This is a genomic window from Gimesia benthica, from assembly GCF_009720525.1.
In the GTDB taxonomy this organism is placed as follows: domain Bacteria; phylum Planctomycetota; class Planctomycetia; order Planctomycetales; family Planctomycetaceae; genus Gimesia; species Gimesia benthica.
Genome location: NZ_CP043930.1, coordinates 3,409,437 through 3,435,702, shown reverse-complemented (window position 1 = coordinate 3,435,702; position 26,266 = coordinate 3,409,437). Strand labels below are relative to the sequence as shown.

The window sequence follows — 26,266 nt, the reverse complement described above, 5'->3', positions numbered from 1 at the left end:
TGATCTGGAACGGCTGTCGGTTACGACCGCGTGAGTGAAACTTCGCTTTTGAAACGGATCGGAATTCCCCGCTCGGCCAGGTAGTGTTTGGTTTCGTCAACAGGGTGGGTGCCATAATGGAAAATACTGGCGGCCAGCGCTGCACTGGCTTTCCCTTCGGTTAAGATTTGATATAAGTGTTCAGGGCAGCCGGCACCACCACTGGCGACCACCGGGATGGAAACCGCTTCCGCAACGGCCTTGGTCATCGGTAAATCGTAGCCGTCTTTCGTACCATCTGCGTCCATGGATGTGAGGACGATTTCCCCCGCACCCAGCTCTTCAACTCGTCTGGCCCACTCGATCGCTTCCAGTCCGGTGGGAACCCGTCCGCCGTTAACGTGTACTTCCCAGAATTCCTTTCCGTCTTTCTGTACCCGCTTGGGATCGATATTCACCACGATACACTGGCTGCCGAACCGCAGGGCCGCCTCGCGGATCAGGTCCGGATTTTTCACAGCCGAAGAATTGATGGATACCTTATCACAGCCCGCATTCAGCAGGGCGCGAATGTCTTCCAGCGTGCGGATGCCCCCACCGACGGTGAGTGGCATGAAGATGACTTCGGACGTGCGACGCACGATATCCAGGATGATGTCACGTTCTTCGTGGCTGGCGGTAATATCCAGGAAGACCAGCTCGTCGGCTCCCTGTTCTTCGTAGCGGGCAGCAACCTCGACCGGATCGCCGGCGTCCTGCAGATTAACGAAGTTGACCCCTTTGACGACCCGTCCCGCATGCACATCGAGACACGGAATAATGCGTTTAGCCAGCATGAAATTACCTGGAATGGTTCAGACAGTTGAGGTGGGAACTGACAGGTTTTGTTCCCTTTGCATTGTAGATTAAACGACTGTGCCCCGTTTCGGTAGCCTGCAGAAGCGAATAAGCCACTGACTCACCAGTATCAGTTCTTTCCGAAACTGTCGTTTCAATGTTACTGGTGGTGCTGATTCTCTGCCTTTTTCCCACTCGTCCGCTTTCGGGGAATCACTGTTTCACGCCACGAACACAGGAGATTTTCTAAACATACTATACAAACGAATGTTGTCTGAATTTGTATAGACTAAGAGATTGACAGGCTAAGTTCACGGTGTCTAAACTAAACCTAATTAATCATTTGTATATTAATGTACTGATGATTGATGTTGTCGTTCGGCGCTGCGGCAGTATGCCCCCGCGACTTCCTTTCATGAGATCTTTCGATCCGAAGCCGGGGCCTGGTGAATTCAATCAGGTCTCAGTTGTTCGACCGTCCTTTCATTTTCTTTATCTAAAAAAGGAGCAAAGACATGAGACGTCATCAATGGCAAAGACGAGGTTTTACCCTGATTGAGTTGCTGGTGGTGATTGCCATCATCGCGATCCTGATTGCCCTGTTGCTACCGGCAGTCCAGCAGGCGCGCGAGGCGGCACGCAGAAGCACCTGTAAAAACAATCTGAAGCAGATGGGCCTGGCACTTCATAATTATCATGAAGCCTTTGGTTGTTTTCCTCCGGGACAGATTCGCGGCTGGAATGGTACTGTCGAACTGGGAAGTGGTGCTTCCTGGGGGGCCTTGATTCTTCCCTACATGGATCAGGCACCGCTGTATAACAAACTCAATTTCAACATTGGAATTTATGAGGGAACCAACAAAACCGCGATCAACGCCGTTTCTGGTTTGAGTATCGTGCTCTGTCCCAGTGACACCGACCGGGCTCCGACACGCAGTATTCACTCTTCGAGTACGCCCAACTATATGAGCTCAATCCCGAGCACCAGTTATTTCGGCAGCATCGGCGGTTTCCAGAACGGAGACAGTACAGATCCCCGGCTTTCCGGTGGCTTTTTCACCTATGATCGGGCACGCCCCACCAAGATCGCCTCCATCAGCGATGGGACCTCGAACACCATTGCTGTGGGAGAGAAGTCTTACCAGGTCTGGACCGGTGGCTCGTGGCTGGGCGTGCAACACAATACCTATCAGACTTCCAGCCCGGGGAATGATACCGCCTGCTGCCAGGACTGGTACCTGGGAGCGGGGATCTATCCGATGACCAACCAGCTCACTCCCGGTCTGGGTAGCCCGAACTGGCGGTATGGCAGTGTGCATACGGGCGGCGCGCATTTCCTGATGGCTGATGGAGCCGTCCGGTTCATTTCCGAAAACATTCAGCACATCGTTTCCACCCGTAGTGCTTCTACCTGTGCCACGAATAACTGTGGCTGTGAATGGAGTAATGACGCCAACGCTTGCGCGCCAGGTGCTCCGGGGGGCTGGAATGACAAAGCTTATCTCGGTAATCACTTTGGCATCTATCAGCGGCTGCATCACAGAAATGATGGATTGACCCTCGGCGATTTTTAATCAGGAACTGACTAAAACGAGGAGTACCTGTTTCGAAAGGAGAAACCATGCATCTGAAAAAAATCAAGCGCAGCTGGAATCTGATTCCCCTGAGTCTGTTCTGTCTCTGTCTGTCGCTTTCAGCGTGTGCTGACAAAACGACTGCCGAATACACCCAGCCTGATCCCGGACTGAATGCTGAAGAGTCCAGCGCCCAGATGGATCAGGGGGGCAAATAGCAGGCTTCGGTCTGCGGAGCGTTTCCGTTTTGCAGCAGATTCCGGAATGGCTCCTACAGTTATTATGACGATTTGTCGGGGAGAGTGAGATGATCATTTCACTCTCCCCGCTGCTTTACATCACAAACTCTCTGACCTCCATGCTGGTGATGTCATTCGCCACACAATCTCCACTTGTCGTCCCTATTCGCCAACCGCAGACAAACTTTTCTGTCTGCAGCGATCAGGTGTTTTTTCATGCCAGGTCGACCGCGCAGTGGTCAGCGTTAATTAGTATTCCATTCTAATTAGCAAGATAATGCGCTGATCGGGATTGACTCCCTTTCCATTCAGGGTAACCTGAAAGTAATTCGAATCTCAGATGACTGGTGAATTATTGATTCGAAGATCATCCATAACCCACCTTCGGGGCGCTCCTGAACTGTCGTTTCCACATAACACAGGACTGATGCCCTGACTACTGATTCCTCCACTACGCATTGCATGCTTTTCCCCTGCGCTGAAAGGAAATGCCTGCACTGAACGACCCAGAAACGAGTCACCTTATGCTGCATGACGCTCCAGGCAAAGTCTTGATCATTGTCTGGCTGCGACTTCATACTATTTCTTGATAGATCCGAGACTGGAGACCGACATGAAACATCGCACAACTTTGCGCGGTTTTACTCTGATTGAACTTCTGGTGGTGATTGCCATCATTGCGATTCTAATTGCCTTGTTACTCCCCGCTGTTCAGCAGGCCCGTGAAGCAGCCCGTCGCTCTACGTGTAAAAATAATCTGAAGCAGATCGGACTGGCTCTCCATAACTATCACGACACACATCAGCTCTTCCCGTATGCAACCGCGAACCCCGGTAACTGTATCCCAGCAGACCCGAATGCCACGATCACCAATCATACCGGCTGGCTCTACCTGCTCCCTTTCATGGATCAGGCAAACCTCTACAACCAGTTCAATTTCAGTGCAGCGACCGGGCAGCATAACAAAACCTCAAATACGCTGGCCGGCGGTAGCTCTATCACTACCGGGAATGCCCAGCTGGGAACGAATGTCATTCCGATTCTGCTTTGTCCCTCTGACGATGGCGGCTCAGCCTACCCGGGAGCCGATACGAATTACGGCACCGGCGTAGCCAACTCGGCCCGCACCAGTTACGGGTTCAGTGTGACCACTGGTGAGTACTGGGGGGCAGCTGTACCTACTGGGTGAATGAAAGCAAAACCAACCGCACCATGTTTGGTGCGAATTCGAAGTGCAAAATCCGCGATATCAAAGATGGAACCAGCAACACTGTCGCCGTTGCTGAGACAACCCTGGATGTCGATGATGGCGAGTGTCAGATCTGGGCTGCCTCTTCACATGTGGGGATGGGGGTCATGCTGAAAGCAAGTCGGGGCATCAATGAATTCCGCTGCTGTACCTGGCGAACTCCTCCCAATGCTCAGTTTCAACCAGGACGCCTGGGAGAATGGGGAGAGCCGGGCAGTACTCATACCGGTGGAATGCACGTTCTGCTGGCGGATGGCGCAGTTCGGTTTATCAGCGAAAATATCGATACCAACACGCGCCTCAATCTGGCCAATATCTCCGATGGGAATCCCCTGGGAGAATTTTAAGAGTGATTTAGGCTGATTTCGACGGGCCGATTGATTCAAATCCGGCCCGTCGTGATGCATAGGCCAATTTGCATGTGTTCGCATTTCGGACGCGGGTCCCACAATTCTGGTTGACAGGGAATTCTCCCAAACTCAATAATTATTAAAGTTAAATATTTAAAGGTGATTCCCTTACGGGTAATTAATTGAGATTTTTTAAGTCTCCTTTATTTTTGATCGTTACATCAACATCTAACGAGTGTTTATTTAGTTGTCTTATTCAATTCGACTCCGAATTGTAGTCATCTCATTTAGTCGTTTTTTTTTCGTTCCTTTCTCTTTTTTTAACTGGAGACACCCAATGCGACAGAAATTATTCAAGCGGGGCTTTACCTTGATTGAACTGCTGGTGGTAATTGCCATCATTGCGATCCTGATTGCTCTGCTCTTGCCGGCGGTACAACAGGCGCGTGAAGCAGCCCGCAGATCAACCTGCAAAAACAACCTGAAACAGATCGGTCTGGCACTGCACAACTACCATGACACCCATCGCGTATTCCCCTATGCCACTGCCAATCCGGGGACTTGTACAACCGCTGGTGGAGCCACAATCACGAACCATACCGGCTGGCTTTATCTGCTGCCTTTCATGGACCAGGCAAACCTGTATAACCAGTACAATTTCAGTGCTGCCACAGGATCACGAAACGATGTCGGCGGGACTCTGGCAGGTGGAGGCGCGATTGCCAGCGGGAATGCGGTTCTTGGTACGAATGTCATTCCTATTTTGATCTGCCCTTCTGATGATGGCGGGGCCCAGTATGCTCCTGCCAGCACGGCCTACGGAACTGGGGTCGCCAATTCCGCACGCACCAGCTATGGCTTCAGTGTGACGAATGCCCACGACACGGGGGGCTGTAATCTCTGGACTCTGGAAGGCAAAACCTCACGTGCCATGTTCGGGATCAGCTCAAACTGTCAGGTTCGTGATGTCAAAGATGGTACCAGTAACACAGTCGCTGTCGTAGAAACCACACTGGATGTTGATGATGGTGAATGCCAGTCCTGGGCCGCTGCGTCGCACGTAGGTCTGGGAACGAATTTCAAGTCGAGCCGGGGTATTAATGAATTCCGTTGCTGCACCTGGCGAACTCCACCCATGCAACAGTTTCAGCCTGGCCGACTCGGTGAATGGGGCGATCCTGGTAGTACCCATGTGGGTGGGTTGCATGTGTTGATGGGCGACGGTGCTGTTCGATTCGTCAGCGAAAACATCGACACGACAACCCGTAATAATCTGGCGAATATCTCTGACGGAAACGTTCTGGGAGAGTTCTAATTATAAATTCCAGAGTCAGATCTGGTTGTTCTCCTTCGTCCCGCAACCGGACGAAGGAGGACTGTCTTATTCACCCTTTCCGGGGCGAAACTAGATGAGCAGGATCTGAAGCGATGTGACTGAGAGTAACCAACGTCGAATTCCCATCTGACAAGATTGAAAGAAAGATGCATGTTGAAAATGAATAGACAGATTGCCGTTCTGCTGATGACTGTCGGCTTACTGAGTGGTTGTGGTGGTCACACTTCAGAAGTCCCCGATGACCTTGTTCCTGTTACAGGTACCGTGAAACTGGATGGTGCGCCGAAGGCGAACATTACGGTTATCTTCAACCCGGGAAAGAAGACCTCCGGAACGGGTGGGTATGGTGTGACTGATAAAGATGGTAAGTACACGCTGACTCACCGCAGCAATCAGCCTGGCGTGGAACCGGGAGAGTATGTTGTCACTTTCTCTATGATGGGTCTGCCAGACGGAAGTCCCATTCCTGAAGGGAAAGATGCGGCCGATGTAGGTGCAGTGCAGTTGCTGCCTGAGCAGTACACCAATCCCAACCGTGAGATGAATCTGACCATCGCCACGGTGAAAGCGCCCTCCGCAACTCTGGATTACGAAATTAAATCAAAATAAAGTTCGCAATCAGAAATGCTTCAGTCCCGAACGGTCTGGAGCAAGTTTACATCAACATGGAATTTCAGGGAGGTTGGTTCCAACCTCCCATTTTTTATGGCTTTAGAGAATAATTCCTATTCACCAGCAGGCGTTGTCGCCTGGGGTACTGGTTGTTCTATACGTGAGCAGGTAAGGCTGGTTGACTTTGAGTCCGGAGGGATGCGTTTCACACTTCTGTCAACGAAATGTCGAAAAAGTTAACGAACCTCAGAAAAATGATTGACATATTGAAAGCCCCAATAACATAATAAGAATTATTAATCATCTCTTCATATCTAGTTTCAGAGATGTAATTCCCTTCTGACTTTAAAATCGTCTAATCATAAATTCGTTTTGTGTTGTTTCAGTATTCACTAAGTTCTTAGTGTCGGCACATACAATTTCATGCTGTGTGATTGTTGATTCATTGTTCTTTTCAGCTTCTATTTCATGTCCAGAATCAGTTAGACAATTGCGCATTTTAAAATCTGTTTGAGCCCGCACTTAAGCGTATTTATACCTCATTTCTTTTCTTTTTTCCGGAGGTGGAAAATGCTGCAGCTCAAAAAAAGGCGTGCGTTCACACTGATCGAATTGCTGGTCGTCATCGCGATTATCGCAATTCTGATCGCTCTCTTGTTACCTGCCGTTCAGCAGGCCCGTGAAGCAGCCCGTCGCTCGACTTGTAAAAACAATCTGAAGCAGATTGGACTGGCCCTGCACAACTATCACGATGCACACAAGGTATTTCCTTATTCTGTGTCGCATGCGCATAGTATTACATCAGGATCCGCCAGTACTCCATTTGGCCTGAATCACCGTGGATGGTTGATGCTGTTGCCTTACATTGATCAGGCAAACCTCTACAACCAGTTTAACTTCAGCCTGGCAGCCAGTACCGGGGCTCCGTCCGCGAAGCCTGTGCCTGGTAATCTTCTGCCTGGGGCAGCCGGTAATGCGAACGATCAGGTGATCTCGAAGATCATTCCTGCATTCATGTGTCCTTCCGATGACAATGACACGCACTACCGTTCTACGACCAGTCCGCACTACGCAATCGCTCCTGGTAGCTCCAGCGAGTATGGCGCGTACACGAACTACGATTTCAGCACGACTCGTACATCCAGTTCCGCCAGCAACTGGCTGCTGGAAGGTCGTACGACCCGCCGGATGTTTGGTATCAACGCCTGTAGTCAGATTCGTGATGTCAAAGACGGTATGAGTAACACTGTGGCCGTTGCTGAGACTCTGCGCTGGACCTACAACGGTGTTTCTCAGACCTGGGGTCACGCGAAATGGGTGGGCCACGGGGTCGACCTGACTTACTCACGTGGAATTAACTGGTGGCCCTGCTGCTCCTGGGACTCTCCCCCATTCGCTCGTCCTACCGGACCTGGTCGTCTGGGTGACTGGTCTACCGTGGGCAGTCTGCACACCGGTGGTGCTCATGTGCTGATGGGTGATGGAGCCGTTCGTTTCATCAGCGAAAACATCGACGCCACAACCCGCAATAACCTGGCTTACATCTCTGACGGTAACCCGATCGGGGAATTCTAATCTCTGCAGCGCCGATGCGCTGCTGGCATAACTGCAAGACCACGGGTGAGGTGATGTCGCCCGTGGTCTGTCTCTTCACGTCTGCTTTCACCGATCTTTCATTCTTTTGATTTACTGACAGGACAGGATCTCAAGTCAATGCGTTACAATCGAATACTTTTGTGTTGTTTATTTCTCGGTCTGGTGGGCTGCGGTGGAGGCGGCAGCGAAAACACGCTGGAAGTCTACCCGGTCAGCGGAACAGTTACCGTTGATGGAGAAGCCATGCAGGGTGTCTCGGTCACATTTTTCCCGGAAGGGACGACCAAAGGCAATGGTGGTTTCGGGGCGACAGATGCTTCCGGTCAGTTTACACTGAAAGACCGGGATCAACGTGATGGCGTTGCCGAGGGCACTTATCGCGTCCTGCTGACACGCCTGGTCAAGCCGGATGGCAGCCCCATTGGTGGCGAAGAGATGGCAGCCGACGTGGGTGCTGTCAATCAACTACCCGAGGTTTACAACGATCCCAAAGGGTCACCTCTCACGGCGACCGTTGGACAGACCAACGAACCATTCAAATTTGAAATCAAGGGTAAAAAATAAGAAAGCTTACCCATTTAGCAGACTGCAATAACTGTCTGCAAAAAAAACGCACTGGTCCCTACTATGAACAGGGCAGTCCCGTTGGGGATTGCCCTGTTTTTTGTTGAATACATCTCGTGATGTAGGACTGTTGTGTAGCCAGATTCCCCAGTTTAAGTGGCTAACCTCGGCGGAATCGATGGAGCCATAGTTCTCTTCTGCTGATAATCGTCGACTTTCAGTGTTCCAGACATCCCACATTCAGAGGGCTTATTATTCCCGGCACCGTATAAGATTAAATCAAGACGGCAAGGACTGGGGCTCCGTATTCTTGACTGGCTTAATATCAAGCCCATGGATCCCGCAGCTACCTGAGCATGGGGCTCTATCACTTTCGATAACAACGTAGGTAACAATCCAACTGTTGCTGTCTATCGTAGAATACAGTTTTGCCGCTGGAACTCCCCGTGTGGAGAACAAGTGAATTCATACCAAAGAAAAATCCCCGGAGTTCATTTAGAAAACTCCAGGGAGAGAAAATCAGCCGTGATCGGTGAGAGGAATTTCAGGATTCTAAATCAAGTGACTCATGTCTTCTCAAGACCTCAAGAATTAATTGGAATCCAGTTGAAAATCGAAGGTATTCTCACCTGATTGTACGTCCGCTGTAAGTGTAGATTTTGCATTATATTTCGATGGAATGGGTTCTTTCATAATTTTGACTTTGATCCGTGGTTGTCGCTTGGTCACATCCCCATCTTCAGGAGGAGGACTAGAGATGTTTGTGGTATCTAATAAATCAGCATTGGCTAAATCGGCGTCTCCTGAATCCAGTTCTGTTTCATTCATTGAAAGATCTGCCGTAGTGATGCTTACTTTATGCTTTCCAATGATAGCCCCGTCGGATTTGCCCAGATAGCTGAGTGAGTATTTGCCCTCAGAATCTGTCAGCCCGGAGGACGGATTTCCATCTTCAGGGCTAAATACGACGATCACATTTGACAGTGGTTCTCCATCCATGGTGACAACCCCGCTGACAGCGCCAAGGTCTACCTTGTCTCCGCCCCCACATCCCACACAACAGCTTACTGTGAGTAGTGTCAGAAGGATGTGTGAAGGCAATCCATAAACACGTTTCATTCAACCGTTCCTGTTTAAGTTAGATCTTAAGTTGATGACTCTGTTTCTGTGGTCTACATTTCAATTTAAAAGGTAGGCCATCTCGAACCGGCATCATGCGCCAAGCTTGAAACAGGCCCACAAAAAAAAGAATCCCCGGTTCTATCAGAGACTGGTAGAACCGGGAAATTAAGTGTTTAACTACTCGAAGCGATTCGGGTCTATGCTTACCACTCACCGAGTACATTTTTATCGTTGATGGCAGCCAGGTACACCAGTGTATTTCCATCAGTGTTCTCACTGACAAACCGAACACTGCCGTCGCCGAGGACAAAGTGACAGCCACCTTCATGTGAGCTGCTCAATGACCATGCATAGGCCAGCCCATCGTTTTGGTTAATCCCATTAATCAAGTAGATGGTGGAAGGAGTTGGTGTGGCTGTAGCACCTTGCCAGGTACGCATTAACGCAGTGTGATAAGGCCAGTTGCCAATATTTCCTGCCGTTGCATGGACATAAGAATGTGCGCCAATCCAGAGTGCACCGGAATGACGACCTTCGGTGGTTCTTTCACCAATCAAGATGGTATTGCTGGCACCGTCAGTGATGTCACGTAGGCGTTTTGCCGTGTGGTGATTCCAGGCTGAGGAATAACAGCGGCCTCGTCCATTTGCAGGGTTGATGTCACAGGGTGAGTGAATCGCAGGGTAATTTGACTTGCCCCAGGAACCAATGTTCGAGTTGATGCCCTCCATGGGATCGGAAGGACAGTTGAAGGCCGGAAGTACTGTTTTGGCGATTGCGAGCTGTAATGGGTTTCCACCAGTAGGCAGCCGCCAGGGAGCATCCATGTTGATTTTGTTATAAAGCGGAGTCTGATCCATAAAGGGCAGGATCATAGTGCTCCAGGCAAGATAGCTTTCGGTGGGAATGTCGTCAGCAGCGGTTCGTCTGCTTTCAACTTCCATTTGAGGGAAAGTTCGGTGTGTGTCGTGATAGTTATGTAATGCCAGGCCGATCTGCTTCAGATTATTTTTGCAGGTCGAGCGCCGGGCAGCTTCGCGGGCCTGTTGTACTGCTGGTAGTAGCAGAGCGATCAGGATTGCGATAATCGCGATCACAACCAGCAATTCAATCAGGGTAAAACCTCGTCTTTGTTTTGTGAGCCGTTTCATCTTCACCTCCAGAGATTAAGTGGATTAAGAGAAATATAGAACTTCTCTTACTCTCATCTGGAGCTCATCCAGTCTCAGAGTGAAGCGAAAATCAGCGCACACAACGCGGTATACGAAAGAAAGGAGATCGACCTATGCGAACGCAATTTTCAGACAGGAATTAAGAGCGACTATGGAGTTCAGACAAGAGTAAAGAATAATATATTACGCCACATTAACTGCCAGAATCGACAGAAATAGACTCGCTTTGAAGGGTCGAATGCCCTGATAGAATAGACTAGATTTTCATATAAAACCATTATCAAAATTTGTCAACAATTTTTTGAAAATTCAAAAACGTTCATTCCATATTGAGACCGCTATCTTATGTGATTACATGCGTTTATAAATCAACGTTTTTTTTGAGGTTTTCTCCTCATCGTTAAGCATGCACCAGATTGCATTTCGTATGACAGACTTATTATCAACATTCAAAGCAAACACAGAGTACGATCTGTTGAGAACACAGAAGTCACTCCAGAATTGAACATTTATTGATCGATCATTCATTTGTCTGGAAAACTGCAAATTCAAAAGCACTCCGCTTGAACAGGCGATCTGCTTCGAGTCCAATCGAAGATAGTAAAACAGACGCCGGTAAAAAATTAACAACATTGAATAATGGCTGGCCGAAAAAATAAACAAGGATTAGAAAGCAGGGACATCTATGAGTAGTCGCACAGTGATCTGGAAGTTTGTAATAGCAGGTCTGTTACCGATCTCATTTCTGAGTGCTGCTGAGCAATCAGCTGATTCGCTGGTGAAGCAAGGCAAAGCCACACGTGCGCTGCAGCTGCCTCCTGCTAAGGATAATCCCCGCAACAGTGAAGGGGACTTCATTACCCTCAAAGATGGTCGCATCCTGTTTGTCTATACCCATTTTACCGATGGGGCCGCCGATCACTCTTCCGCTTTCCTGGCCGGACGTTACTCCTCTGATGGCGGTAAAACCTGGACCGCAGAAGATGAAACGATCATGCCGAACGACGCGCAGCAGAACATTATGTCTGTTTCACTGTTGCGTCTGCAGGATGGTGCGATCGCGCTGTTCTATCTGCGCAAGAACTCCATTCATGATCTCCGACCGGTGATGCGGATCAGCCGTGATGAAGGAGCTACCTGGAGTGAAGCGACCGAAATCATTCCTGTATCAGAAGTCGGTTACTATGTCATGAATAATGATCGGGTGATTCAGTTAAAGAATGGTCGACTCGTACTGCCTTTAGCCTTGCACCAGAATCTGCCTGGTTCGAACCGCTTCAATCCCAATGCCCGTTTTCTCTGTTACTATTCTGATGACCTGGGAAAGAGCTGGCACCGGGGTCAGGCAGCTGAGGTCGAGACGCAACCCGGCAAGAAACAACCTTACATGCAGGAACCGGGAATCGTTCAGCTTAAAGACGGAACGGTTATGGGGTTCTGCCGCACGAATGGTGGTAGCCAGTATGTGGCCACATCGAAAGATGGTGGTAAAACATTTTCCACACTCAAACCCTCGCAGATCATCTCTCCCGTTTCACCCGCGTCGATTGAGCGTATTCCCTCCACAGGCGATCTGTTGCTGGTCTGGAACAACCATCAGGACATTCAACCGGCATTGCGCGGGAAACGTACTCCCCTGACGATTGCGATCTCAAAGGATGAGGGGCAGACCTGGGAACTCGTCCAGAATGTGGAAGACAATCCGAACGGGTGGTACTGCTATACCGCGATTGAATTTACAAAGGATGGCGTGCTGCTCGGACATTGTGCCGGAGACCGAACAAAGAACAATGGTCTGGCAGAATCACAGATTACCTTGATTCCCCTCTCGGCGATTTACGGAAAAGACTAACGGTGCTAAGTGGGCCGGTTGTCTGAAAGTGACAGGCAGCTGGCCGATAGCGCAAGCACACTCAGGCGATTCCTGATTTAGGTGGAATTTCTCTTGAACTGACAGGCTGCTTACGGGAGACTGATTGTTTAAGAGTGTTTATTAATTCCCTTTATCGTTTCGGAGTTCAACATGCCTGCATCGTCCGTATCCCGCCGTCAGTTTCTCGGAGCCGCACTCGCTACTGGACTGGGGTCAGCTGCGACTGGAAAGCTGGCCGCAGGTCAGAAGCCAGCGGTAAACGATCCGCGGGCCACCGATGGCGATCAACGGTTTGAACCGAACTGGGACGAGCGACTGTCGATCTCTGTGGGAACCGACAAAGGGGACATCGTAGGCAGCAGCGATAAAGCATTGCAGGCCGCCATCGACTATATCGCCGGCAAAGGAGGTGGCACGGTTCAGATCCTGCCCGGTACGTTCACATTGCGTAATGCCCTGCATCTGCCTTCTCATATCCGCCTGCTGGGAAGTGGCCCCGAGACGATCATCACCAAAGGTCCTTCCGAAACGGTGGCGATTTCTGAAGACTCGGACTGGTATGATCAGGAGATCACACTGGAGAAGTCAGCCGGTTTCCAGGTAGGCGATGGTGTCGTGCTGGTGACAAAGAATCCGAGTACCGGCGGACAGGACGTTATAAGACGCACACTCGTGGCACGCTCGGGAAATCGTTTCAAGTTGAATGATGGGCTGCGGAAAAATGTCTGGCTTTCCGGGAAGCCGACGGTTGCTTCACTGTTCCCTTTGTTGACGAGTGAATATACCCGCGATGTTGTGATCGAAAATCTGACGCTGGACGGCAATCGGAAAAACAATACCAACCTCAACGGCAACTACGGGGGTTGCATCTTTCTGCAGGATTGCAATCGCTACACAGTCCGTAATGTCACCGCGCGCAACTACAACGGGGACGGCATCAGCTTCCAGATCTGTCACGATGTGAAAGTCGAAAACTGCCACAGTCATGATCACGAGGGACTGGGCGTGCACCCGGGCTCCGGTTCACAACGCCCCCTGATTCAGAAGAACCGCTTGGAGAACAATCATATTGGACTGTTCTGGTGCTGGGGTGTGAAGTACGGGTTGGCCGAAAAGAACCAACTGACGGGAAATGATATCGGCATCTCAATCGGTCACAACGATACCGACAATGTGATGCGTGAGAATATTGTCGCCGACAGCAAGCAGGTGGGAATTCTGTTCCGCAACGACGCCCGCGGCAAAAACTTCTGGGCGAACCGGAATACCGTGGTCAAAAATCAGATCCTCAACAGCGGTGCCGCGAACGGAGTGGCCATCGATATTACGGGCCGGACTTCAGATCTGGTCATCAAAGAAAATCTGATCAGCGAACAACGCCAGCCAATGCAGCGGACCGGGATTCGCATTGGTCCGGACGCAGGCAAGATTGAGCTGGCTGACAACAAGATTGAAGGCTTCATGAAGTCGATTGACGATCAACGTCAGGCGACCTGAGCACTCTGATCCCCGTTGGAATCAGAGTGCGCGACCCGTTGTTTACTTGTTGGCGGCGATTTCTTCCGACTTCATGACTTTGCCGATCTGCTTGACGGCCTGTCGCAGTCGCTGAGAATTCTCGACGATGGCCATCCGCAGGTAGCCTTCGCCGTCTTCACCGAATCCACGTCCGGGGCTGACAGCGACGCCTCCTTCGTCCAGCAGTTTCATGGCGAAGTCGATTGAGCCCATCTGTGCCCAGGGTTCTGGAATCTTGGCCCAGATGAACATACCGGCCTTGGGACGTTCAATTTCCCAACCCAGGCGTTCCAGGCCATCACAGAAGACATCCCGTCGCTGCTGGTACTCGGCGGCGATACTGTCGACGGCGGCTTCACAGTGCCGCATGGCGACGATGGCTGCAATCTGAACCGGCTGAAACAGGCCATAGTCGTAGTAGCCTTTAATGGTGGAAAGTGCCCGCACCATTTCCGAGTTGCCTGAGCAGAAGCCGATACGCCAGCCGGCCATGCTGAAGCCTTTACTCATGGTTGTGAATTCGACGCCGACGTCTGTGGCACCGGGAGTAGCGAGGAAGCTGGGAGCCTTATAACCGTCGAAGCAGATGTCGGCGTAGGCGAAGTCGCTGATCACCATGAACGAGTACTTGCGGGCCAGGCGAACCAGCTCGACATAGAAATCCTGTTCAATGACGGTCGCGCTCGGATTGTGGGGGAAGTTGACCACAACGACCTTGGGTTTGGGATACAGGTGTTCGCAAGTGTAAGCGATGTTCGAGAGGAACTGATCCGGCTCGCGGACGTCGAGTTCAATCACGTTGCCTGCAGCCAGCATCACGGCATAGACGTGGACCGGGAACGAGGGGGACGGCACGATGGCAGTGTCCCCGGGGCCCATCAGTGCCAGGCACATGTGGCTGAAGCCCTCTTTAGATCCGATACAGGTCACGACTTCGGAGTCGGGATCGAGTCGGACACCATATTTTTTCCAATAACGGGCCGTTACTTCTTTTCTCAGGTTGGCAATCCCGTTCGCAACTGAATAGCGGTGGTTCCGCGGATCAGCGAGTGCTTCGGACATTTTCTCAACGATCAGCGGATCCGGCGGGTCTGTGGGGTTCCCCATACCCAGATCGATGACATCGATTCCCGCCACCCGTTTCTGGTATTTCAGCTTGTTAATTTTTCCGAAAAGGTATGGGGGTAAACGCTTTACTCGTTCAGCAACCGGGATGGTAAAACCGTCATCTGAAGAGGGAACTTCGGATTCGCCACGCATAATGAAAACACTACCTGTAATACATGGAATATTTGTCTACTGTCATCCAGGGGGCGTCTGTTCCATTCGCTTCCACCGGAGGCGATGGCCCTGGCCTGACCTCTGCCATTTTACGCGATTGTCCTGAAAAATGCGCCTGCGGAATATGAGTAATTTTTCACAGAACGCAGCAGGACACGAAAAAACGCGTGTCAGTAAGGCAGGACTGACACGCGCCGGGGTGAACTGGTTCTCTTACAGGAGAATATTCAGGCCGAATCCACTCTTAGCGAGTCGGACGGTTCAGTCCCTGTGTGGGGCTGGGAATGGCCTGCTGTACCGGATTCTGTCCGAAGTTGGTCCCCGATGTCTGGGAAACACCACCGGTCACGGTGTTGGTGATGTAGTTGTCGACACGGGTTTCTTCTTTCAGCTTGGCGAAGACCCGGGCAACTGCTTCCTGAGTCTGTTCTTCGGTCAGCTGTTCGATCAGCTGGCTTTTGACTTCCTCGATGTTGGTAACGACCGGATCGGTGTGACCTTCACACATCAGGATGGCATACCGGCTGGGACCGATCTGAATGATTCCGGAGATTTCGCCTTCTTTCAGTTTGAAGGCTGCTTTCCAGAGACTTTCATTGTCAGAGTACTGTGGGATCGGCTGGATAGCACCACCCAGGGCACGGCTGTTAGGTTCGATGGAGAAATCGCGGGCTTTGCGTTCGAAGTCGGCGGGGTTCCGTTTCACGTCATCCCAGACTTTCTGTGCGCGGTGCAGGTTGTCCATCATGATCATGCGGGCTTTGACCCGGGGGCCGTAATCGCGAACGAAGGCTTTCTGGACTTCAGCCTGTGTCAGGTGAGTCTGCTGTCCAGCCAGTTTCCGCAGGGCCAGCATCGGCCAGATAACATTGCGACGATACTGACTGGGATTCATTTTCCGTTCTGCCTGCAGCATGTCGTACCAGGTTTTGGTATCCAGGTTGAAACGCTTGGCGATTTTTTCGACTTCAGCGTGGACTTCAGCCTGTTCAACAGTCACGCCGGCTTTTTGACAAGCCTGTTCGATGACGGCACGGTTAATTACGTTTTCCAGAACTTCCGGACCGTAAAGGGCGATACATTCGCGGGCCAGTTCATCTTCGGTGATAACCACACTGCCGACTTTCGCAACGGGCTGGCTGCGAACGGCGGGCTGGTTACCTGAGAGGCGTACTTTGCCAGCGGATTTGTCTTCTCCGGCAGAACCGGTTTTGGCGTTGAAGGTCTGAAAAAAGAGGACGCCAGCGAGAAGAACCAGTCCGGTACCGGCTGCGAAAAAGATGATTTTCCGTTTTGATTTAGTCTTGGTCTGGGTCGCATGCGGGTTTGGGGTTGGTTCGCCCATTGCTTAAAATCTCCATTTTTGTATCCGACGCGAGTGGATCATGTGATTGCCTGAGTTCACCCCCACCGGCTCTCCTGGCCGGGTTCCAGGATCCTTTGGGTCTGCGGATCGCGAGGAAACGTTTGCGGAGTCATCAATCACGTTGATACTGATTCGTCAGAAGATTTACGAAACTTCCTTGTCTCAAGCTCTACCATAAGAGCGCGGCGGAAATGTAAAACTTTCAACGAAACAGGTCAACAGCAATTTATTGGAGCGGAAAAGCAGGTGTTTTTTCGCCTTTTTCACCAGAAATATCGCTGTTTTTTGAGCCAAAAGTCATCGGTTTGCGTTTTTCTGCACAGGCACTGGTAGAGTCGATTCCAGTTGCATAATCAGGGCGAGAACAACATCGGGCAGGATTTTTGCTCTGTGAGGCGCCTGATTCGAGAATATTCAGTCGGTCAGCGATTTCTTTGATTGCGGGCCAAGTTGACAGAGGGGTACAATCAGTTGAGCGGCACATTCGTGGCCCGCGATTCTCATTGACCTTTCAACCGATCAGATAAAGTAAACAGCGAGAGAACAGACAGGGGAGATCAATATGGGATTCTGGATGGATAAATTACGGGGAGAGCTGGTCGATATCATCGAGTGGATCGATGATTCCAAGCATACCCTGACCTGGCGTTTTCCCCGGTATCAGAATGAAATCAAAAATGGAGCCGAGTTGATCGTACGACCGGGGCAGATGGCCCTGTTTGTCCATCGTGGACAGGTAGCCGATGTCTTCGAGCCTGGCCATTACCAGCTCACAACAGACAACCTGCCGATTCTGGCAACGCTGCAGGGCTGGAAACATGGTTTCAACAGCCCGTTTCGATCCGAAGTCTACTTCGTCAACACGACGCAGATCACAGACCTGAAGTGGGGAACTCCCAACCCGATCATGCTGCGTGATCCGGAATTCGGCCCCATCCGCCTGCGGGCATTCGGGAATTATTCGCTCAAGGCCAACGATCCCCGGATTCTGGTCAAGGAACTGGTGGGCACCGATTCCGAGTTTCATTCCAACGAAATCAATGAGCTCCTGCGGTCGATCATCATCAGTTCCTTCGCTGATCTCCTGGGAGAATCAAAATACGCGGCCCTGGATCTGGCTTCCAAATACACCGAAATTTCGCTCGAGTTGAAAAAGCTGGTCAACGAACGCATCGACGATGAATACGGGCTGGAAGTGCCCCAGATGATGATCGTGAATATCTCCCTGCCCGAAAGTGTCGAGAAGGCGCTCGATACGAGAACCAGCATGGGAGTCATCGGCGATATGAACCAGTTCCAGCAGTACCAGATGGGGCAGGCGATGCTCTCTGCGGCTGAGAACCCCGCCGGAGGCGGCGCTGCAGACGGTATGGGGCTGGGCATGGGCTTCGCGATGGCCAATCGGATGATGCAGCCCGGAGCAGCGGGCGTCCCCGGACCAATGTCGCCACCCCCTCCACCGCCGGCAGCCTGGCACATCGCTGCGAACGGGCAGTCGCAAGGTCCATTTGCGCTGGAAATCATTTCGGACGGTATCGCCAAGGGGCAGATTACCGCCAATACCCAGGTCTGGTCAGCCGGCATGTCGGGCTGGTTACCGGCGGGACAGGTTCCCCAGCTGGCGGCACTCTTCCAGGCAGCCACACCTCCTCCACCGCCGCCAGCCAGTTAGTAGAGAAGGTGCAGTCAGCAGGCCATGTATTGTAGATCCCACAGGCACGGGAATGATTCCGAGCCGCGAGACCGGAGGCGGATGTTCGCGTGAGAGTAGCACATATTATCACGCGAATGATCATCGGCGGTGCGCAGCAGAATACGCTTTACACAGTGGAAGATCAGTATCGGGATTATGGCGACGAGGTTTCGCTGATCACCGGACCGACTACCGGTCCGGAAGGCACACTGATCCCCCGGGCCGAGCAGGGGGGCTTTGACTTACAGATCATCCCGCATCTCCTGCGCAGCATCAGTCCGCTGAATGACTGGCGGGCTTATCGGGAAATGATCGCCGCTTTGCGTGACTATCAGCCGGACCTGGTTCATACTCACAGTTCGAAAGCGGGCATCCTGGGACGCGCTGCCGCCTGGCATCTTAAGCTGCCCTGCGTGCATACGATTCACGGTGCCGCCTTTCATTTCGGTCAGTCTCCTTTAAATTATCACGCTTACATTGCCGCAGAGAAGTGGGCGGCTCGCCGCTGCGATCGATTGATCAGCGTTTGTGATGCGATGACCGACCAGTATGTCGCCGCAGGCATTACGACCCCTGAACTATGCGATACCGTTTACAGTGGGATGGAAGTCGAACCGTTTCTCACACCCCTGCGTCCACCGGAAGAGGTCAGGCGGGAACTGGGAATTGAACCCGAGCATATTGTGATTGGCAAGGTCGCGCGGCTGTTTCATTTAAAGGGGCACAAGTACCTGATCGAAGCAGCCCGGCAGGTGGTTGATGCACAGCCGCAGGTTCGGTTTCTATTGGTCGGGGATGGAATCTTACGATCAGAATTCGAGCAGCGCATCGCCGAATTGGGGCTGACCGAGAACTTTATCTTCGCCGGTCTGGTTCCCCCGGAACGGGTCCCCGAACTGATCCATGCGATGGATATCGTGGTGCATACCAGTGTCTGGGAAGGACTGGCGCGGGTGCTGCCCCAGGGACTGATAGCCGGTAAGCCGGTGGTCTCTTATGACGTGGACGGGGCGCGGGAAGTCGTGATTCCGGAACAGACCGGTTACCTGTTGCCTGCAGAATCGATTGAGCCGCTGGCCCAGGCGTTAACGGAACTGGCTGCAGATCCTGAGAAACGTGCCCGCTTCGGACAGACGGGACGTGAGCGATTCACGGATCAGTTCCGTCACGAGACGATGACCCGCCGATTGCGTGAAATCTATCAGCGGGTCCTCGATGATCGTGAGCAAAAGAAGTAGTTGGCGACTACTTCTGAATCAGCACGTTGACACCCTTTTTATTGGACAGCACGATATCGGGCCGTCCGTCGCCGTTCAGGTCGGACATTGAGAACTGGGTGCCGACTCCCGTGTCATTTCCGGCTTCAATTTTGTGCGGAATGAACTGAGGAGCTTTGTTCTTTTCACGCTTGATCTCATACCAGTACATTACGACCGGCTCCTTACCACCCGGATCTTTGCCGTTGTGTGCGAAGAAGCGTTTCCCGGTCACCATGTCGTTCTGGCCATCACCGTTCATGTCGATGAAATGCATGGCGTGGGTCTGCGAATAGCTTTTGTCGATCAGGTGCGCCTTGAACTTGGGCGAGTCACCACCGTCCAGGTTTTCGAACCACCAGACGCCGAACGCATGGGCAGAGCTGCCGATGATGTCGTTGTCGCCATCCATGTCGAGGTCTTGCACGTACAGGTCAGCCATCTTTTCCGGAGCTTCTCCGGTCGCGGTGAGATTGAAGGGATGGAATTCCCAGAGGCCTTCGCCCAGAGTTTTCGGGGCTTCCCACCAGCCGTGGGGGATAAGCACATCCTGGCGACCATCGTTGTTGAAATCACCGACACCCAGACCGTGGTAGTATTTGAAAGTTCCGTTGACCATCGGGTCGCCGGGTTTGCTGATCGGAATGAAATCCCACTTCTTGGTCGCCTGGTCAGGGGAGGGAATCTCAATGTAGCCCATCTGTTTTTCGGGCTGTGAACCGAAGATGAGTTCAGGTTTTCCATCACCTGTGAGGTCGGCAAACTTGGGGGTTTCATTACAGATGCTGTGCCAGATCAGGTGTTCTTTCCAGTGACCGGGTTTGTTCTTCGGGTTTTCGTACCAGTAGAACTCCTTGCCGGGAAAGCTGACGTAGATGAAGTCGGTCCAGCCATCCTGGTTGATGTCATAGGCGAAGTTGCAAAAGCTGTCGCTGTAGCCGACGCCCGCTACGAATTTCCCGGGCTTGCGGACTTCATGCATTTTCCAGTCGGGGGCTTCATACCAGACATCACCGGCGATGACATCCATCTTACCGTCTTTGTTGACGTCAGCCGCGGCAGAGCCTTCCGAACGGAATGCCGCATCGAGTTCCTGACGCTGCCAGGTTTCCCCGGCTGACAGACCGGTCGTGCCCGTCAACATGACCAGCAGAGCGGCGACAGAAAAGTAATTCCAATGACGATAGACTGGCTGAAGCATGTGCATTATTGTTTTCCCGTTGTTAACTTGCGAACGCGATAAGTTTCACTGTCACCAATATAGACATTGCCTTGAGGGCCGACATAAACGCCGTGTGGACGCGCCATGCGGCAGTTGGCGGGATCTCCATCAGGACCATCTCCCCGTTTGCCGTCGCCGGCAGCGGTTTCAATTGTTCCATCTTTTTTACGAATGACGCGGATGGTGTGACTCTCTGTATCCGCCAGGTAGATGTCTCCATTGGGGGCGACAGAAATTCCTTTGGGACCGGAGAGCGTGGCTTTTTTCGCCGGTCCGCCGTGTCCCGTATATCCTTTTTTACCAGTGCCTGCAATGTGATGTAAAGTCCCATTGTCCAGATCGATGCGGTAAACCATATTCCCTTCCCGCAACGCGAGATACAGTGAACCTTTGCCTTTCCCGTCTGCAAAAAAGTCCAGTGCACGAGGACCATTCAGCGGTGTGCCTGAGACGGGTGCTCCATCGGGAGTCGGCTTGCGTGCTCCCGTTCCGGAGAACGTGGACACAATGCCTGTCTTCAGATCGACGCGGCGAATGCGATGATTGCCGATGTCGCAGATATACAGGTTGTCATCGTTATCCAGGGCGATCGAGTGGGGGCGGGAGAAAGTGGCTTTGGTGGCAGGGCCTCCATCGCCTGAGAAACCTTTTTCACCTGTGCCTGCGACGGTCGAGATGTTTCCGGTTTTTGCATCAACGCGGCGAACGATGTTGTTGACCATTTCCACAAAGTACATGTTGCCCGCTTTGTCAAAACGCACTTCATAGGGCTCATTCAGTTCAGCTTCCAGGGCGGGGCCGCCGTCTCCGCTGTAGCCTTTCTTGGTCGAGCCGGCGACCGTTGAGATCTTGCCTGTCTCTTCGTCGATGCGACGGATGACATGACCTTTGATTTCACAGACGTAGAGTGCTCCGTCCGGACCAAGCGTCAGTCCGTAAGGTTCTCCCACCTGTGCTTTGACTGCGGGGCCACCATCGCCCGAGTGTCCGAGCTTGCCGGTTCCGGCGATGGTTTTGATGGTCTGAGCAGACAGCGGTGCTGCGGCGATGCAGAACAGCACGAGCAGCGGAATGAGGTGCAATCGTTTCATGGTGTCGTTTCCTGGATGTTTAATTTGAAGCGCCCGGCAGGTCATCAAACGGACGCTCCGGGTCATCGTGTTTGAAAACAAGATACCGACCGGCATTGGGGTTCTGTTTTAACAACTCGGCTGGCGGGATCAGGGCCTGCTGCCGAGTCTGTTTATCCACGACCACAACTTTAGTGCCTTCAGGATGCTCTCCCTTTTTAAAGAACTGTTCCATCAGCATATTGTCCGGTTTCCCCGCCGGGTCCACAATGACCACGTACTCTGCAGAAGGTTGAGGCACAAAGGGACGCTCTTCTGCACAACCGGTGATGAGCAGGCAGAGTGCCAGCAGTGAAAACAGGCGACGCGGGATACGCATTACTGGACGCCTCCCATGTCTGCCTCCAGCTTATCTTTATTGGTAAACAGCACGTTACTGTCCATGGGACCGAACCAGCCGATCTGGAATTTTTTCGGATCGCCGCCGTAGGCAGAGGTACCGGTACCCGACATGACAGCTGAGGTCACGCGGCCATCGGCCCAGCCGATGTTGGCAACGGTTCCCGTATGTCGGAAATGAATTGAAGGATCGGGCCGCCAGGGAGCTTCTTCGAAAGTCGGGGTCCAGTTATCAATGAAGTACGGCGGTTCGATGAAACTGTATTCGATGATATGCAGATCCGGGAATCCCTGGGCCAGTGCAGAGTCGGCGAAGGCGACTGTGCGGGCTAGACTACCGATTTCCCGCATGTTGGTGGCGATCATATTGCAGGTGGGATAAGTATATTTCCAGGATGTTCCTCCCAGATAAGCCTGGTTATAACCATAACCTCCGGTGCCCCCTTCGAAGGCATTGGAAACGGTTCCGTGAGCAGCAAAGTTCCCGAAGGTGGGACATTTTTTGATTTCTGCATTCTGTTCAAGGAATGGAGCTAATGGTCCGAGATGTGCTTGGAATTTAGATGTGGCGTCTGTTGTTGTCCGTTCGCCGTGCCAGCGTTTTTTACCACCAAAGCCGACATGTTGATCGGGGGCTGCTCGGGGCCAGTAACCGCCGTTGGAATCTGCGTACATATGGCAGGCCAGCACGATCTGACGCAGATTGTTTTTACACTGGGCCATACGGGCCGCTTCGCGCGCCTGCTGGACAGCGGGCAGGAGCAGGGCCACCAGAACAGCGATGATGGCAATCACGACCAGGAGTTCAATCAGAGTAAAGCCGCGTTTGTGTACGTGCAGCGCAGATTGAGAAGTTTGCGGTGAGTAAGGTGAGCGGGATTGGGGAAACAGCATTCGTTCGGTTACTTTTTGGTTGGAGTGAAAGTGAGAATCGTTCAAAACATTCACCCACATTCTAACCGACACGGGCCGTAAAAGTCTTGTCTGTGGGCAGACTTCAGGCGCAGGAAACCGATTTTTTCGGGATTACGCAGAGCGAGGGGCGGGAATTATTCCGTTCCGGCGTCGGTCTGGTTCTGTTTCGCGATGATTTCGCGCTCTTTCTTGAGGCACATAAAGATGAAAGTACCCGAGATGGCGGCCTGAGCGATCAGGTAGACCAGAATGTCAGGCCCGTTCAGAACAATACAGGCTCCGAAGGCGATCACGAAAAGAGCGATTAATCGATGAAGCAGTGACATAGTCCAACCTTGCTTAAATTCGCAGAATGGAAACGCGTGGCTTTGGTTCTGGTTAAGTATAGTGCTGTATGATACATTGATCAATTCAGATTTGATAAGCAAAACATGGAACTTTGCTGAACGCAGTCGGGTTCGGAACGGGGATTACCCTATCGTTTGGGAGCAGGAGCACATGACCAGCGTCGCGGACATTCAGGATTATTTGATCAATCTGGCACCACCAGAACTGGGCGAAAGCTGGGATAACGTCGGATTGCTGACGGGCGATCCCACTTTCAAGGTCGAGAAAATCCTGACCTGTCTGACACTCACACCCGATGTCGCTGCCGAAGCGATTTCAACTGGAGCGAATCTGATTGTCAGCCACCACCCGATTCTGTTTCGTCCCGTGCAGCAGATCACCGCGGCGACTGTCGAGGGAAAAATGCTGCTCGATCTGATCCAGGCACGAATCTCGGTTTACAGCCCGCATACCTGCTACGACAGCGCAGAGCGGGGCATCAACTGGCAACTGGCCAGTCTGCTGGGGCTGGAACAGATCGGGATTCTGAGACCACAACCCGGCCCGGAACCAGCAGCAGAAGCGCAGGGAGCAGGGCGGTTTGGTGATTTGCCTGCCGAATTCTCGCTGGCCCAGCTCAATCAGTTGATCAAACAGGCTTTGAAGGTTGAGAATCTGCAGTTTGTCGGAGATCCCGAGATGCGGGTCAGCCGACTGGGAATTGCCTGTGGTGCGGCCGCCGAGTTCCTCAAAGATGCACACAAACATGAATGCCAGGCGCTGTTAACAGGAGAAGCCCGGTTTCATGCCTGCCTGGAGGCCCGTTCCCGTGGGATGGCTCTGATTCTGCCGGGGCATTACGCCACTGAACGTCCCGCGATGGAGCAGATGGCCGAACTCCTGCAGGCGCAGTTCGGGGATCTAAAAATCTGGGCCAGTGAAGTGGAATCGGATCCACTTGGCTGGGACTGCGACGGAGAGTCGGCCTGACAGAAGTACTTGATTTTGGTTGTTCCTGGTGGTGGTTTGTATATTCGGAGTGGGTTGCCATTGACCTGATCGGCAGATTTCGCCATTATCCCACCTCTCTCTGTCGTATAAATTCTCTTATTTGACACACTTGATGAACGGAAAACCGCTCGCGTGTGTCCTGATATCAGTAAAACTCGCTTACATAGACCCAAGTAATTTAATTTCAATGTCCAAAGAGAAAACCAACCGTTTTGAAGCAGAACGGATCAAAAAATTAGAGAAAATTCAATCCCTGGGACTCGATCCCTGGGGGCAGCGGTTTGACGGTCACATTCCGATTGCAGACGCTCGCGATCAGGCTCCCGCGGAATCGGGTGTCGATGGCGAAGACGTGCGGATCGCCGGGCGGATCATGCTGCGGCGCAAAGCCGGTAAACTGCGGTTTTACGATATCAAAGACTGGACTGGAAAAATTCAGCTGCTGTTCTCGCGGGGTGACCTGAGCGAAGAACAGTGGGAGCTGATGGGCCAGCTCGACCTGGGCGACCTGATCGGCGTCGATGGCTGTCTGCGTCGGACCGAGACCGGAGAAATCTCCGTGTTCGTTAAAGAGCTGACGGTGCTCTGTAAATCGCTGGCGCAGCCTCCGGAAAAACATCACAGTGTCAAAGACGTTGAACTGCTGCTGAGACAGCGTTCGCTCGATCTGATCTATACCGAAGGCGTGCTGGAAAAGATGCTGAAGCGGAGTCAGATCATCGATTCCGTCCGTCAGACACTTCGCAGTCATAAGTTTCATGAAGTGGAAACACCGGTGCTGCACGCAGTTGCCGGTGGTGCAGCGGCACGGCCCTTCATTACACATCATAATACGCTGGACATCGAGCTTTACATGCGGATCGCCCTCGAGCTGCATCTCAAGCGACTGATGGTCGGTGGCGTAGAACGTGTGTATGAAATCGGGCGGGTGTTCCGCAATGAAGGGATTGACGCCACTCATAATCCCGAATTCACCATGATCGAAATTTACCAGGCCTACGGTAACTATGAAACGATGATGGATCTGACCGAGGCCATCGTCACCGACGCCGTCAAAACGATCAGCGATACCATGGTACTGCCCTGGGGCGAAGACAAGACCATCGACTTCAGTGGTCCCTGGGAACGGAAAAAATACCACGACCTGGTTCGCGAGCATGCAGGCTGTGATCCCCACGATCCGGCTGCTGTAGCAGCGGTTGCGAAGCAGCATGGCATTGATACAGAGAACGTGCACCCGGATGTGGTGCTCAATGAAGTGTTTGAAGCAACCTGCGAAGAACATCTGACCGGTCCGGTTTTCGTGATCGACTACCCGGCTTCCATTTGTCCGCTGACCAAGCGGCAGAAGGACAACCCGGAGATCGCAGAGCGGTTTGAGCTGTTTGTCCACGGTATGGAACTGGCCAACGCTTATACCGAGCTCAACGATCCCCTGCTGCAGGAAGAACTGTTTAAGACACAGCTGTCGGGACTTTCCGAAGAAGACTCGATGGCGAAAATGGATACAGATTTTATTAAGGCGTTGAAAGTCGGTATGCCGCCGGCCGGAGGATTGGGAATAGGCATTGATCGCCTCGTTATGCTGTTGACCAACAGTCACAGCATTCGCGATGTGATCTACTTCCCGCTGCTCCGACCCGAAGGACAGCCGGCACCGAAAGAGTAAACCAGGGATGTGACCGGCACCAGCGGATTGAGTGCC

At 52.2% G+C, this 26,266-nt stretch carries 24 protein-coding genes; 14 read left to right on the top strand and 10 right to left on the bottom strand.

The window, feature by feature from the left end; all coding sequences use genetic code 11:
* Window positions 1–20: 20 nt before the first annotated feature.
* The gene (hisF, locus tag F1728_RS12980) at window positions 21–815 is read right to left on the bottom strand and encodes an imidazole glycerol phosphate synthase subunit HisF (protein WP_155364458.1); all 795 of its coding nucleotides are present in this window, start codon (window positions 813–815) and stop codon (window positions 21–23) included.
* A 516-nt stretch (window positions 816–1,331) separates the two neighbouring features.
* On the opposite strand from hisF, the gene F1728_RS12975 reads away from it, so the two are divergent.
* From F1728_RS12975 to F1728_RS12945, 8 genes are all read left to right on the top strand, one after another.
* A complete protein-coding gene (locus F1728_RS12975; protein WP_149345068.1) occupies window positions 1,332–2,390 on the top strand; it encodes a DUF1559 domain-containing protein in 1,059 nt (352 codons plus the stop codon).
* 47 nt (window positions 2,391–2,437) lie between these two features.
* A complete protein-coding gene (locus F1728_RS12970; protein WP_155364457.1) occupies window positions 2,438–2,608 on the top strand; it encodes a hypothetical protein in 171 nt (56 codons plus the stop codon).
* 634 nt (window positions 2,609–3,242) lie between these two features.
* On the top strand, window positions 3,243–3,818 hold the full coding sequence (locus tag F1728_RS32185) for a DUF1559 family PulG-like putative transporter (protein WP_194242800.1): 576 nt from the start codon (window positions 3,243–3,245) through the stop codon (window positions 3,816–3,818).
* On the top strand, window positions 3,815–4,225 hold the full coding sequence (locus tag F1728_RS32180) for a DUF1559 family PulG-like putative transporter (RefSeq protein WP_194242799.1): 411 nt from the start codon (window positions 3,815–3,817) through the stop codon (window positions 4,223–4,225). The genes F1728_RS32185 and F1728_RS32180 overlap by 4 nt, the downstream gene beginning before the upstream one ends.
* Before the next feature lie 340 nt (window positions 4,226–4,565).
* The gene (locus tag F1728_RS12960) at window positions 4,566–5,543 is read left to right on the top strand and encodes a DUF1559 domain-containing protein (protein WP_155364456.1); all 978 of its coding nucleotides are present in this window, start codon (window positions 4,566–4,568) and stop codon (window positions 5,541–5,543) included.
* A 171-nt stretch (window positions 5,544–5,714) separates the two neighbouring features.
* A complete protein-coding gene (locus F1728_RS12955; protein WP_155364455.1) occupies window positions 5,715–6,173 on the top strand; it encodes a carboxypeptidase-like regulatory domain-containing protein in 459 nt (152 codons plus the stop codon).
* Window positions 6,174–6,746: 573 nt separating this feature from the next.
* Window positions 6,747–7,751: a DUF1559 domain-containing protein gene (locus F1728_RS12950; protein WP_155364454.1), complete on the top strand. Its 1,005-nt coding sequence runs from the start codon at window positions 6,747–6,749 to the stop codon at window positions 7,749–7,751.
* Between the two features lie 138 nt (window positions 7,752–7,889).
* Entirely contained in the window at window positions 7,890–8,336 is a 447-nt protein-coding gene (locus F1728_RS12945; RefSeq protein ID WP_155364453.1) for a hypothetical protein, read from the top strand.
* Between the two features lie 591 nt (window positions 8,337–8,927).
* Here the strand turns inward: F1728_RS12945 and F1728_RS12940 are convergent.
* Window positions 8,928–9,455, bottom strand: a complete 528-nt coding sequence (locus F1728_RS12940; protein ID WP_155364452.1) for a transthyretin-like family protein — start codon at window positions 9,453–9,455, stop codon at window positions 8,928–8,930.
* 206 nt (window positions 9,456–9,661) lie between these two features.
* The gene (locus F1728_RS12935; RefSeq protein ID WP_155364451.1) at window positions 9,662–10,609 is read right to left on the bottom strand and encodes a DUF1559 domain-containing protein; all 948 of its coding nucleotides are present in this window, start codon (window positions 10,607–10,609) and stop codon (window positions 9,662–9,664) included.
* A gap of 706 nt (window positions 10,610–11,315) precedes the next feature.
* Between F1728_RS12935 and F1728_RS12930 the strand changes: the two genes are divergently transcribed.
* Window positions 11,316–12,482: a sialidase family protein gene (locus F1728_RS12930; RefSeq protein WP_155364450.1), complete on the top strand. Its 1,167-nt coding sequence runs from the start codon at window positions 11,316–11,318 to the stop codon at window positions 12,480–12,482.
* A gap of 171 nt (window positions 12,483–12,653) precedes the next feature.
* A complete protein-coding gene (locus tag F1728_RS12925; protein WP_155364449.1) occupies window positions 12,654–14,000 on the top strand; it encodes a right-handed parallel beta-helix repeat-containing protein in 1,347 nt (448 codons plus the stop codon).
* Between the two features lie 42 nt (window positions 14,001–14,042).
* On the opposite strand, the gene F1728_RS12920 is transcribed toward F1728_RS12925, so the two are convergent.
* A complete protein-coding gene (locus tag F1728_RS12920) occupies window positions 14,043–15,281 on the bottom strand; it encodes an aminotransferase class I/II-fold pyridoxal phosphate-dependent enzyme (protein WP_145180100.1) in 1,239 nt (412 codons plus the stop codon).
* A gap of 265 nt (window positions 15,282–15,546) precedes the next feature.
* A complete protein-coding gene (locus tag F1728_RS12915; protein ID WP_145180102.1) occupies window positions 15,547–16,647 on the bottom strand; it encodes a peptidylprolyl isomerase in 1,101 nt (366 codons plus the stop codon).
* 583 nt (window positions 16,648–17,230) lie between these two features.
* On the opposite strand from F1728_RS12915, the gene F1728_RS12910 reads away from it, so the two are divergent.
* The gene (locus tag F1728_RS12910) at window positions 17,231–18,340 is read left to right on the top strand and encodes an SPFH domain-containing protein (RefSeq protein WP_155364448.1); all 1,110 of its coding nucleotides are present in this window, start codon (window positions 17,231–17,233) and stop codon (window positions 18,338–18,340) included.
* Between the two features lie 89 nt (window positions 18,341–18,429).
* Complete coding sequence (locus F1728_RS12905; RefSeq protein WP_155364447.1) at window positions 18,430–19,599, top strand: glycosyltransferase family 4 protein; 1,170 nt, start codon at window positions 18,430–18,432, stop codon at window positions 19,597–19,599.
* A 7-nt stretch (window positions 19,600–19,606) separates the two neighbouring features.
* Here the strand turns inward: F1728_RS12905 and F1728_RS12900 are convergent, their stop codons facing one another.
* The 5 genes from F1728_RS12900 to F1728_RS12880 form a co-directional block, all read right to left on the bottom strand.
* Window positions 19,607–20,824, bottom strand: coding sequence for an FG-GAP repeat domain-containing protein (locus F1728_RS12900; RefSeq protein ID WP_155364446.1), 1,218 nt, complete (start codon window positions 20,822–20,824; stop codon window positions 19,607–19,609).
* The gene (locus tag F1728_RS12895; RefSeq protein WP_155364445.1) at window positions 20,824–21,930 is read right to left on the bottom strand and encodes an NHL domain-containing protein; all 1,107 of its coding nucleotides are present in this window, start codon (window positions 21,928–21,930) and stop codon (window positions 20,824–20,826) included. Before F1728_RS12895 ends, F1728_RS12900 begins: the two co-directional genes overlap by 1 nt.
* A 19-nt stretch (window positions 21,931–21,949) precedes the next feature.
* Entirely contained in the window at window positions 21,950–22,288 is a 339-nt protein-coding gene (locus F1728_RS12890; RefSeq protein ID WP_155364444.1) for a hypothetical protein, read from the bottom strand.
* The gene (locus F1728_RS31230) at window positions 22,288–23,202 is read right to left on the bottom strand and encodes a DUF1559 family PulG-like putative transporter (protein ID WP_194242798.1); all 915 of its coding nucleotides are present in this window, start codon (window positions 23,200–23,202) and stop codon (window positions 22,288–22,290) included. Before F1728_RS31230 ends, F1728_RS12890 begins: the two co-directional genes overlap by 1 nt.
* Window positions 23,203–23,357: 155 nt before the next feature.
* Window positions 23,358–23,549: a hypothetical protein gene (locus F1728_RS12880; protein WP_145035781.1), complete on the bottom strand. Its 192-nt coding sequence runs from the start codon at window positions 23,547–23,549 to the stop codon at window positions 23,358–23,360.
* A gap of 172 nt (window positions 23,550–23,721) precedes the next feature.
* Between F1728_RS12880 and F1728_RS12875 the strand changes: the two genes are divergently transcribed.
* Together F1728_RS12875 and lysS are read left to right on the top strand one after the other, a co-directional pair.
* Window positions 23,722–24,540 carry a Nif3-like dinuclear metal center hexameric protein gene (locus tag F1728_RS12875; RefSeq protein ID WP_155364443.1) on the top strand — a complete coding sequence of 273 codons (819 nt, stop codon included), beginning with the start codon at window positions 23,722–23,724 and terminating at the stop codon, window positions 24,538–24,540.
* A 208-nt stretch (window positions 24,541–24,748) separates the two neighbouring features.
* Window positions 24,749–26,230: a lysine--tRNA ligase gene (gene lysS / locus F1728_RS12870; RefSeq protein ID WP_155364442.1), complete on the top strand. Its 1,482-nt coding sequence runs from the start codon at window positions 24,749–24,751 to the stop codon at window positions 26,228–26,230.
* Window positions 26,231–26,266: the final 36 nt, after the last annotated feature.

Coding starts and splice junctions, on each gene's coding strand:
- F1728_RS12895 (WP_155364445.1), bottom strand. CDS start 21,930: ATGAAACGATTGCACCTCATTCCGCTGCTCGTGCTGTTCTGCATCGCC.
- F1728_RS12920 (WP_145180100.1), bottom strand. CDS start 15,281: ATGCGTGGCGAATCCGAAGTTCCCTCTTCAGATGACGGTTTTACCATC.
- F1728_RS12925 (WP_155364449.1), top strand. CDS start 12,654: ATGCCTGCATCGTCCGTATCCCGCCGTCAGTTTCTCGGAGCCGCACTC.
- F1728_RS12930 (WP_155364450.1), top strand. CDS start 11,316: ATGAGTAGTCGCACAGTGATCTGGAAGTTTGTAATAGCAGGTCTGTTA.
- F1728_RS31230 (WP_194242798.1), bottom strand. CDS start 23,202: ATGCTGTTTCCCCAATCCCGCTCACCTTACTCACCGCAAACTTCTCAA.
- F1728_RS12940 (WP_155364452.1), bottom strand. CDS start 9,455: ATGAAACGTGTTTATGGATTGCCTTCACACATCCTTCTGACACTACTC.
- F1728_RS12880 (WP_145035781.1), bottom strand. CDS start 23,549: ATGTCACTGCTTCATCGATTAATCGCTCTTTTCGTGATCGCCTTCGGA.
- hisF (WP_155364458.1), bottom strand. CDS start 815: ATGCTGGCTAAACGCATTATTCCGTGTCTCGATGTGCATGCGGGACGG.
- F1728_RS12950 (WP_155364454.1), top strand. CDS start 6,747: ATGCTGCAGCTCAAAAAAAGGCGTGCGTTCACACTGATCGAATTGCTG.
- F1728_RS12935 (WP_155364451.1), bottom strand. CDS start 10,609: ATGAAACGGCTCACAAAACAAAGACGAGGTTTTACCCTGATTGAATTG.
- F1728_RS12960 (WP_155364456.1), top strand. CDS start 4,566: ATGCGACAGAAATTATTCAAGCGGGGCTTTACCTTGATTGAACTGCTG.
- F1728_RS12910 (WP_155364448.1), top strand. CDS start 17,231: ATGGGATTCTGGATGGATAAATTACGGGGAGAGCTGGTCGATATCATC.
- F1728_RS12875 (WP_155364443.1), top strand. CDS start 23,722: ATGACCAGCGTCGCGGACATTCAGGATTATTTGATCAATCTGGCACCA.
- F1728_RS12970 (WP_155364457.1), top strand. CDS start 2,438: ATGCATCTGAAAAAAATCAAGCGCAGCTGGAATCTGATTCCCCTGAGT.
- F1728_RS12890 (WP_155364444.1), bottom strand. CDS start 22,288: ATGCGTATCCCGCGTCGCCTGTTTTCACTGCTGGCACTCTGCCTGCTC.
- lysS (WP_155364442.1), top strand. CDS start 24,749: ATGTCCAAAGAGAAAACCAACCGTTTTGAAGCAGAACGGATCAAAAAA.
- F1728_RS12955 (WP_155364455.1), top strand. CDS start 5,715: ATGTTGAAAATGAATAGACAGATTGCCGTTCTGCTGATGACTGTCGGC.
- F1728_RS12975 (WP_149345068.1), top strand. CDS start 1,332: ATGAGACGTCATCAATGGCAAAGACGAGGTTTTACCCTGATTGAGTTG.
- F1728_RS12900 (WP_155364446.1), bottom strand. CDS start 20,824: ATGCACATGCTTCAGCCAGTCTATCGTCATTGGAATTACTTTTCTGTC.
- F1728_RS12915 (WP_145180102.1), bottom strand. CDS start 16,647: ATGGGCGAACCAACCCCAAACCCGCATGCGACCCAGACCAAGACTAAA.
- F1728_RS32185 (WP_194242800.1), top strand. CDS start 3,243: ATGAAACATCGCACAACTTTGCGCGGTTTTACTCTGATTGAACTTCTG.
- F1728_RS12945 (WP_155364453.1), top strand. CDS start 7,890: ATGCGTTACAATCGAATACTTTTGTGTTGTTTATTTCTCGGTCTGGTG.